The sequence below is a fragment of the Microbacterium sp. UBA7513 genome (assembly GCF_002478345.1).
Lineage (GTDB): Bacteria > Actinomycetota > Actinomycetes > Actinomycetales > Microbacteriaceae > Microbacterium.
Map to the genome: position 1 here is coordinate 77,814 of NZ_DLNJ01000035.1, position 7,339 is coordinate 85,152.

General features: G+C 68.8%; 7 protein-coding genes. 6 read left to right on the top strand and 1 reads right to left on the bottom strand.

Going from position 1 to position 7,339, the window contains the following annotated elements; genetic code table 11:
* Positions 1–93 precede the first annotated feature (93 nt).
* The 3 genes from B2W79_RS16945 to B2W79_RS16955 are packed head-to-tail and all read left to right on the top strand — an operon-like array spanning position 94 to position 2,137.
* Positions 94–903, top strand: coding sequence for a thymidylate synthase (locus B2W79_RS16945; RefSeq protein WP_292791603.1), 810 nt, complete (start codon positions 94–96; stop codon positions 901–903).
* Positions 900–1,376: a dihydrofolate reductase gene (locus B2W79_RS16950; protein WP_071328427.1), complete on the top strand. Its 477-nt coding sequence runs from the start codon at positions 900–902 to the stop codon at positions 1,374–1,376. The genes B2W79_RS16945 and B2W79_RS16950 overlap by 4 nt, the downstream gene beginning before the upstream one ends.
* Positions 1,376–2,137 carry an SDR family NAD(P)-dependent oxidoreductase gene (locus B2W79_RS16955; RefSeq protein ID WP_292791606.1) on the top strand — a complete coding sequence of 254 codons (762 nt, stop codon included), beginning with the start codon at positions 1,376–1,378 and terminating at the stop codon, positions 2,135–2,137. The genes B2W79_RS16950 and B2W79_RS16955 overlap by 1 nt, the downstream gene beginning before the upstream one ends.
* A 9-nt stretch (positions 2,138–2,146) precedes the next feature.
* Here B2W79_RS16955 and B2W79_RS16960 read toward each other — a convergent pair whose 3' ends face one another.
* Positions 2,147–2,500 (bottom strand): NUDIX hydrolase, encoded by a 354-nt coding sequence (locus tag B2W79_RS16960; RefSeq protein WP_313391142.1) that lies wholly within the window; start codon positions 2,498–2,500, stop codon positions 2,147–2,149.
* Positions 2,501–2,579: 79 nt separating this feature from the next.
* On the opposite strand from B2W79_RS16960, the gene dapA reads away from it, so the two are divergent.
* The 3 genes from dapA to B2W79_RS16975 form a co-directional block, all read left to right on the top strand.
* Positions 2,580–3,557: a 4-hydroxy-tetrahydrodipicolinate synthase gene (gene dapA / locus B2W79_RS16965; protein ID WP_025103222.1), complete on the top strand. Its 978-nt coding sequence runs from the start codon at positions 2,580–2,582 to the stop codon at positions 3,555–3,557.
* A gap of 53 nt (positions 3,558–3,610) precedes the next feature.
* The gene (locus tag B2W79_RS16970) at positions 3,611–5,287 is read left to right on the top strand and encodes a ribonuclease J (RefSeq protein ID WP_071328431.1); all 1,677 of its coding nucleotides are present in this window, start codon (positions 3,611–3,613) and stop codon (positions 5,285–5,287) included.
* Positions 5,288–5,378: 91 nt separating this feature from the next.
* The coding region (locus tag B2W79_RS16975; RefSeq protein ID WP_292791608.1) for a DNA translocase FtsK 4TM domain-containing protein at positions 5,379–7,339 on the top strand (1,961 nt) is incomplete at its 3' end.

Consider the following 7,339-nt stretch of genomic DNA (forward strand, 5'->3'; position numbering starts at 1 on the left):
GCTGTGGAAGCGTCGCGATGTTTCAGTACGTGACGCGCGGATCGCGTCACGGTCACCGCCTCCGACGGGAGCGGGGCGGGTATCCTGACAACCATGAGCGCCGCTGTCCCGACTCCGTACGAAGACCTGCTCCGCGATGTGCTCGAGACGGGCACGCACAAGAGCGATCGCACCGGGACGGGGACCACGAGCGTGTTCGGTCGCCAGATCCGCTTCGACCTCGCGCAGGGGTTCCCCCTCATCACCACGAAGCGCGTCCATTTCAAGTCCATCGCGTACGAGCTGCTCTGGTTCCTGCGCGGCGACTCCAACGTCCGCTGGCTGCAGGAGAACGGCGTCTCGATCTGGGACGAGTGGGCGGACGAGGACGGCGACCTCGGCCCGGTGTACGGCGTCCAGTGGCGGTCCTGGCCGACTCCCGACGGCGGCAGCATCGATCAGCTGACCGAGGTCATCGAGCAGATCCGGAGCTCACCCGACTCGCGGCGCCTGCTCGTCTCCGCCTGGAACCCCGCGGACATCCCGGACATGGCCCTCGCACCGTGCCACGCACTGTTCCAGTTCTACGTCGCCGACGGAAAGCTCTCCTGCCAGCTCTACCAGCGCAGCGCGGACATGTTCCTCGGCGTCCCCTTCAACATCGCCTCCTACGCGCTGCTGACGATGATGATCGCGCAGCAGGTGGGGCTGGAACCCGGCGACTTCGTGTGGACCGGCGGGGACTGCCACGTCTACGACAACCACGTCGACCAGGTGCGCGAGCAGCTCACGCGAGAGGCCTACCCCTCCCCGACGCTGCGGTTCGCGCGGAAGCCGGAGTCGATCTTCGACTACCGGTTCGAGGACTTCGTCGTCGAGGACTACCAGCACCACGCACCGATCAGGGCGGCGGTGGCGGTATGACCTGGGTGGGGCTCATCTGGGCCGAGGCCGCCGGCGGCGTGATCGGCGCCGAGGGCGGCATGCCCTGGTATGTGCCGGAGGATCTGGCGCACTTCAAGGAGACCACCCAGGGCGCGCCGGTCGTCATGGGACGCAAGACCTGGGATTCGCTGCCCGAGCGATTCCGCCCCCTGCCCGGTCGCGACAACATCGTCGTGACCCGCCAGCAGGACTGGACCGCGGAGGGCGCCCGCCGTGCGGCCACGGTGTCCGAGGGCGTCCGCGGTCGGGAGAAGGTGTGGATCATCGGCGGCGCGGAGATCTTCCGTCAGGTGATCGCCGATGCCGACCGCCTCGAGGTCACGGAGCTCGACCTCGAGGTCGACGGCGACACCTTCGCTCCGCCGAAGACCGGATGGCGCGTGGTGGATGAGGGGGAGTGGCAGACCTCCCGCACCGGTGTCCGGTATCGCTTCCTGAGGTACGAGCGCTGATGCCCACCGCACTGATCACCGGAGCCAGCGCCGGGCTGGGCGCCGAGTTCGCCCGTCAGCTGGCTCGTCGGCGCGCCGATCTCGTGCTCGTCGCCCGCTCGGAGGAGTCGCTGTCCGCTCTCGCGACGGAGCTGCGCGGCGAGTGGGGAGTCGCTGTCGAGGTTCTCCCGGCCGATCTGTCCGAGGAGGCCGGCGTCGAGCGCGTCGCGGCTCGGCTCCGCGATCGGGACGACCCGATCGACCTGCTCGTGAACAACGCCGGGTTCGGGCTGCCGTTGCAGTTCGCCGACAACGACATCGAAGACGAGGTGCGGCACCTGCGCGTGCACGTCGAGGCCTCCATGCGCCTGATGCATGCGGCCCTGCAGACCATGCGGGGGCGGGGAGGCAGGATCATCAACGTCGCGTCGGTGGCCGGGTTCATCTCGCGGTCGACGTACTCGGCGTGCAAGGCCTGGCTCATCGACTTCAGCCGATGGGCGAACACGGCCTACGGTCCGGACGGCGTGAGCGTCACGGCGCTCTGCCCCGGTTTCACACACACCTCCTTCCACGAGCGGATGGGCCTCGCGGTCGGCGAGGAGGGCGTGCCGACCTTCCTGTGGCTCGATGCCCGCGATGTCGTTCGCGAAGGGCTCCGCGACGCGGCGCGCGGCAAGGCCGTGTCCATCCCCTCGCTGCGCTACAAGGCCGTCGTCGCCGTGACGAAGGTGCTGCCCCGATCCCTCACCGCGGCGGTCGCCCGTCGGGGTCGGGTCTGACGCTTCCGGTCAGCGGAATCGCCCGAGGCGGATGCCGTCGAGCGCGTGCGTGCTGCCGAGGTGCTCCCACCGGTGCGCACGGTATCCGGACTCCTCCCGGAGCTCCCGTTCCGCGGCGGTACGCGGGTCCTCGCCGTCGGTGCCGCCGGCCGGGACCTCGACGGACGGTCCCACCGTGTAGCGGTCGACGGTCACCAGGCAGACCCGGTCGTCGGCGTCCATCGCGACGATGAAGACCGCCGGGTTCTTGACCGTCATCACGCCGTAGACGCCCGGGCCGCCCGGCCCGGTGACGTCGTCCTCGCGGACGCGGATCCAGGCGTTCTCGTAGGTCGTGCGTGAGGCGTGCGTGATCCAACCCATCGTGCGAGCCTGCGGCCGACGGAGCAGGAGCATGCGGACGCGTCCGCGACAGCGGCATCCGACCCGATACGCTGGACGCATGACGCACTCGGGCAACCCTTTCGGACAGGTTCTCGTCGCGCTCGTCACTCCGATGACGGCCGACGGCGAAGTCGACTGGCCCGCCGTCGAGAAGCACATCGATGACGTGATCACCGCAGGCGCGGACGGCATCGTCGTGACGGGAACGACCGGCGAGACCTCGACCCTGACGGACCCCGAGAAGCTCAAGCTCGTCGAGGTCGGTAAGTCCGTCTCCGCAGGCCGCGCGAAGATCATCACCGGCGGCGGATCGAACGAGACCGCGCACGCCATCGAGCTGTACAAGGCCAGTGAGAAGGCCGGCGCCGACGGCATCATGATCGTCACGCCGTACTACAACAAGCCGACGCAGGCGGGCATCCTCACGCACTTCCGGCTCGTCGCCGACGCCACCGACCTGCCGGTCATCCTGTACGACATCCCCGGGCGGACCGGGGTCCCGATCAAGTACGAGACGATCCTCCGGCTCGCGAAGCACCCGAACATCCTCGCGGTGAAGGATGCCAAGGGCGACTTCTCCGAGGTGAGCCGTGTGCTCAACCAGACCGACCTCATGTACTTCTCCGGTGACGACGCGAACGTGCTGCCGCACCTGTCGATCGGGGCGACCGGCCTCATCGGCGTGACGGCGAACGTCGCCGCTGCTCCGTACCGGACCATCATCGATGCGGTGAACCGGGGCGACCTCGCCACCGCGACGGCCGAGCACAAGCGACTGGAGCCGCTCGTCCGGGCGGTCATGACGCACGTCCCCGGAACGGTCGCCGCGAAGTACATCCTGCACGGGCTGGGCCGTATCTCCAGTCCGCGTGTCCGCCTTCCCCTCGTCGGCCCGGAGGAGTGGGAGGCCGCCCTCATCGAGGACGAGCTCGATCTCGTCAGCGGCGTGCCGGGGGCGGACTTCTCGAACTTCCGGCCCGACCGCAACGCGGCCGCGGGCGGCGCCCTGCCGAAGGTGCACGGCACGACGCGCTGAGCCGCGTCACCATGAACGAACGGACGCGTGGAGTGTCCGACTGAGGAGACAGCATGTCCATTCCCCTGGCCGAACCGTCCGCTCTCGACGAAGGGACGCTCCGGGTCATCCCGATCGGCGGCCTGGGGGAGATCGGTCGCAACATGACCGTGTTCGAGTACGCGGGCAAGATCCTGATCGTGGACTGCGGGGTCCTCTTCCCGGAGGAGCACCAGCCGGGCGTCGACCTCATCCTCCCCGATTTCGAACCCATCCGCGATCGTCTCGACGACATCGTGGGCGTGGTGCTGACACACGGGCACGAAGACCACATCGGGGCCGTTCCCTACCTGCTGCGGCTGAAGAGCGACATCCCGCTGATCGGCTCCGGACTCACGCTCGCCCTCGTCGAGGCGAAGCTGAAGGAGCACCGCATCAAGGCCTTCACCCTGACGGTGAAGGAAGGTCAGCAGGAGAAGGTCGGACCGTTCGACCTCGAGTTCGTCGCGGTGAACCATTCCATCCCGGACGCGCTGGCCGTCGCGATCCGCACCCCCGCGGGCATGGCCCTCGCCACCGGCGACTTCAAGATGGACCAGCTGCCGCTGGACGGCCGCATCACCGATCTGCGCGCGTTCTCGCGCCTGGGGGAGGAGGGGGTCGACCTCTTCCTCGTCGACTCCACGAACGCCGACGTGCCCGGCTTCACGCCCACGGAGCGCTCCATCGGCCCTGTCCTCGACCAGGTCATCGGCAAGGCTCCGCGGCGGGTGATCGTCGCAAGCTTCTCCAGCCACGTGCACCGCGTGCAGCAGGTCATCGACGCCGCGCACGCGCACGGACGTCGGGTGGCGTTCCTCGGCCGCAGCATGGTCCGCAACATGACGATCGCGGAGCAGCTCGGCTACCTCAAGGTCCCGGCGGGGGTGCTGATCGACTTCAAGAAGGCGCGCGACCTCCCGGACGAGCAGATCGTCTACATGTCGACCGGTTCGCAGGGGGAGCCGATGGCCGTGCTGAGCCGCATGGCCAACATGGACCACGCCATCGAGGTGAGCGAGGGCGACACGGTCATCCTGGCGTCGAGCCTCATCCCGGGCAACGAGAACGCCGTCTACCGCGTCATCGACGGGCTCACGAAGCTGGGCGCGAACGTCGTGCACAAGGCCAACGCGCGGGTGCACGTGTCGGGGCACGCCGCGGCCGGCGAGCTGCTCTACTGCTACAACATCCTCCAGCCGAAGAACGTCCTCCCTGTCCACGGGGAGTACCGGCACCTGATCGCCAACGCCAAGCTCGCCCAGGACACCGGGATCCCCGAGCAGAACACGATCATCGCCTCCAACGGCACCGTGATCGACCTGAAGGATGGTGTCGCCCGGGTGGCCGGGCAGCTCGACCTCGGGTTCGTCTACGTCGACGGCTCGACCGTCGGCGAGATCACCGATGCCGACCTCAAGGACCGCCGCATCCTCGGTGAGGAGGGGTTCATCTCGGTCATCGTCGTGGTGGACGCCGCCACCGGGCGCATCATCTCCGGTCCGGAGATCCATGCCCGCGGTGTCGCCGAGGACGACGCGGTCTTCGACGACGTCGCACCGAAGATCGTCGCCGCCCTGAAGGAGGCGTCCGGCAACGGCGTGCGCGACACGCACGCGCTGTCGCAGGTGGTGCGTCGCACGATCGGCCGCTGGGTGAACCAGAAGCTGCGCCGTCGTCCGATGATCGTCCCTCTCGTCATCGAGGCCTGACCCTCGGATCACGGCGCGCCCTCGCGCGCCGTGATCGTCGAGTTCCGCGTGGTGACGCGGAGATGTCGGTCTCGGGTCGTACCGTGGAGGCATGGCCAGGAGCAGCACCAAGACCGAGCGCGCCTCGACGAGCGCCCCGTCGCGCCCCAAGCGGCAGGCGGCTCCGAAGGCGCAGCCCGCTCCGAAGAAGTACATCGACGAGGCGGACAAGCCGCCCATCGCCGCGCGCGCCTGGAACGGGCTCGCGCACGGCGTCGGCGGACTATTCCGGGCCTTCGGGCCCGAGACGCTGCAGAAGGACGACCGCAGAGACGGCTTCCCGTTCCTGCTGGTGATCCTGGCGGCGCTCGGCGCCGTCAACGAGTGGTTCTTCATCGGCAACCAGGTCGCGGCGAACATCAGCGCCTACTCGGTGGGGCTCTTCGTCGGCCGGGTGGCCTTCATCATGCCGGTGCTGCTGCTCCTTCTGGCGGGATGGCTGTTCCGGCACCCGTCGTCCGTGCACGACAACGGGCGCATCGGCATCGGCTTCGGGATGTTCGTGCTCGCTCTGGCGGGCATCTTCCACGTCGCCGGCCCTCGTCCCCACCCGAACCAGGGCATGCCCGCGCTGAGCGAGTCGGGCGGTCTGCTCGGGTGGCTCGTGGGGCAGCCACTGACGTACCTGACCGACATCCCGGCCTACATCATCCTCGGGCTCCTCGCCGCCCTCAGCATCCTCATCCTCACGAAGACCCCGCCGAACCGCATCGGTGCGCGCCTGGGAGACCTCTACGCGTGGATGTTCGACGCCGAGCGCCCGCAGAAGCCGGCGAAGGACACCGCGGACGCGGTCGACGAGGCCGATAAGGTCGACGATCCGGACGTGCTGCCCTGGTGGCGGCGCAACAAGACCGGTCGCGAGGAAGACCCCGACGAGGGGACCCTCGCCTCGGATGACATCACCGCGCTGCTGTCCACGAGCGAGGCCACCCCGGCGTACGACCAGGCCGTCACGGTGGCGAACCCCTACGACGCGGCGACCGAGGTGCTCAGCGACGTCCGCTCGGTGACCGACACGCTCGCAGAGCAGCAGACGACTGCGCTCCTGGACGATGAGTCCGACACCGGCGAGATGCCGGAGCTCCCCGGACTCGACGGCTTTGGCACGGAGGGGCCCGGCGACCGCGGCCCGCAGGCGCCGGTGGCCCCGTACATCCTTCCGTCGCCCGGCGTGCTCTCCGAGGGACCGCCCTCGGTCGCGCGGTCCGAGGCGAACGACCGGATCGTCGAGCAGATCACGAGCGTCCTCGACCAGTTCAAGGTCGACGCCAAGGTCACCGGCTTCTCCCGCGGCCCGACGGTCACGCAGTACGAGGTCGAGGTCGGCCACGGCGTCAAGGTCGAGAAGATCCTCCAGCTCAGCAACAACTTCGCCTACGCCGTCGCCTCCAACGACGTCCGCATCCTCTCGCCGATCCCCGGCAAGAGCGCGATCGGCATCGAGATCCCGAACACCGACCGCGAGACGGTCGCTCTCGGCGACGTGCTGCGGTCGGCCGCCGCGCAGAAGAGCACGCACCCGCTCACGATCGGCGTCGGCAAGGATGTCGGCGGCAACTTCGTCGTCGCCAACCTCGCGAAGATGCCGCACCTCCTGGTGGCGGGCTCGACGGGGTCCGGAAAGTCCAGCTTCGTGAACTCGATGATCACGAGTCTCCTCATGCGGGCGCGCCCGTCCGACGTGCGCATGGTCCTCATCGACCCGAAGCGTGTGGAGCTGACGAGCTATGCCGGTGTCCCGCACCTGATCACTCCCATCATCACGAACCCGAAGAAGGCCGCCGAGGCGCTGCAGTGGGTCGTGAAGGAGATGGACATGCGGTACGACGACCTCGCGTCGTTCGGCTTCCGCCACATCGACGACTTCAACCGCGCCGTGCGTGCGGGGGAGGTGGAGGTGCCCCCGGGCAGCGAACGGGTGCTCAAGCCGTACCCGTACCTCCTCGTCGTGGTCGACGAGCTCGCGGACCTCATGATGGTCGCCCCGCGCGACGTCGAGGACTCGATCGT

What these genes read in the sequence shown, in the direction of transcription:
- B2W79_RS16945 (WP_292791603.1), top strand. Translation starts at nt 94, where the DNA reads ATGAGCGCCGCTGTCCCGACTCCGTACGAAGACCTGCTCCGCGATGTG.
- B2W79_RS16950 (WP_071328427.1), top strand. Translation starts at nt 900, where the DNA reads ATGACCTGGGTGGGGCTCATCTGGGCCGAGGCCGCCGGCGGCGTGATC.
- B2W79_RS16955 (WP_292791606.1), top strand. Translation starts at nt 1,376, where the DNA reads ATGCCCACCGCACTGATCACCGGAGCCAGCGCCGGGCTGGGCGCCGAG.
- B2W79_RS16960 (WP_313391142.1), bottom strand. Translation starts at nt 2,500, where the DNA reads ATGGGTTGGATCACGCACGCCTCACGCACGACCTACGAGAACGCCTGG.
- dapA (WP_025103222.1), top strand. Translation starts at nt 2,580, where the DNA reads ATGACGCACTCGGGCAACCCTTTCGGACAGGTTCTCGTCGCGCTCGTC.
- B2W79_RS16970 (WP_071328431.1), top strand. Translation starts at nt 3,611, where the DNA reads ATGTCCATTCCCCTGGCCGAACCGTCCGCTCTCGACGAAGGGACGCTC.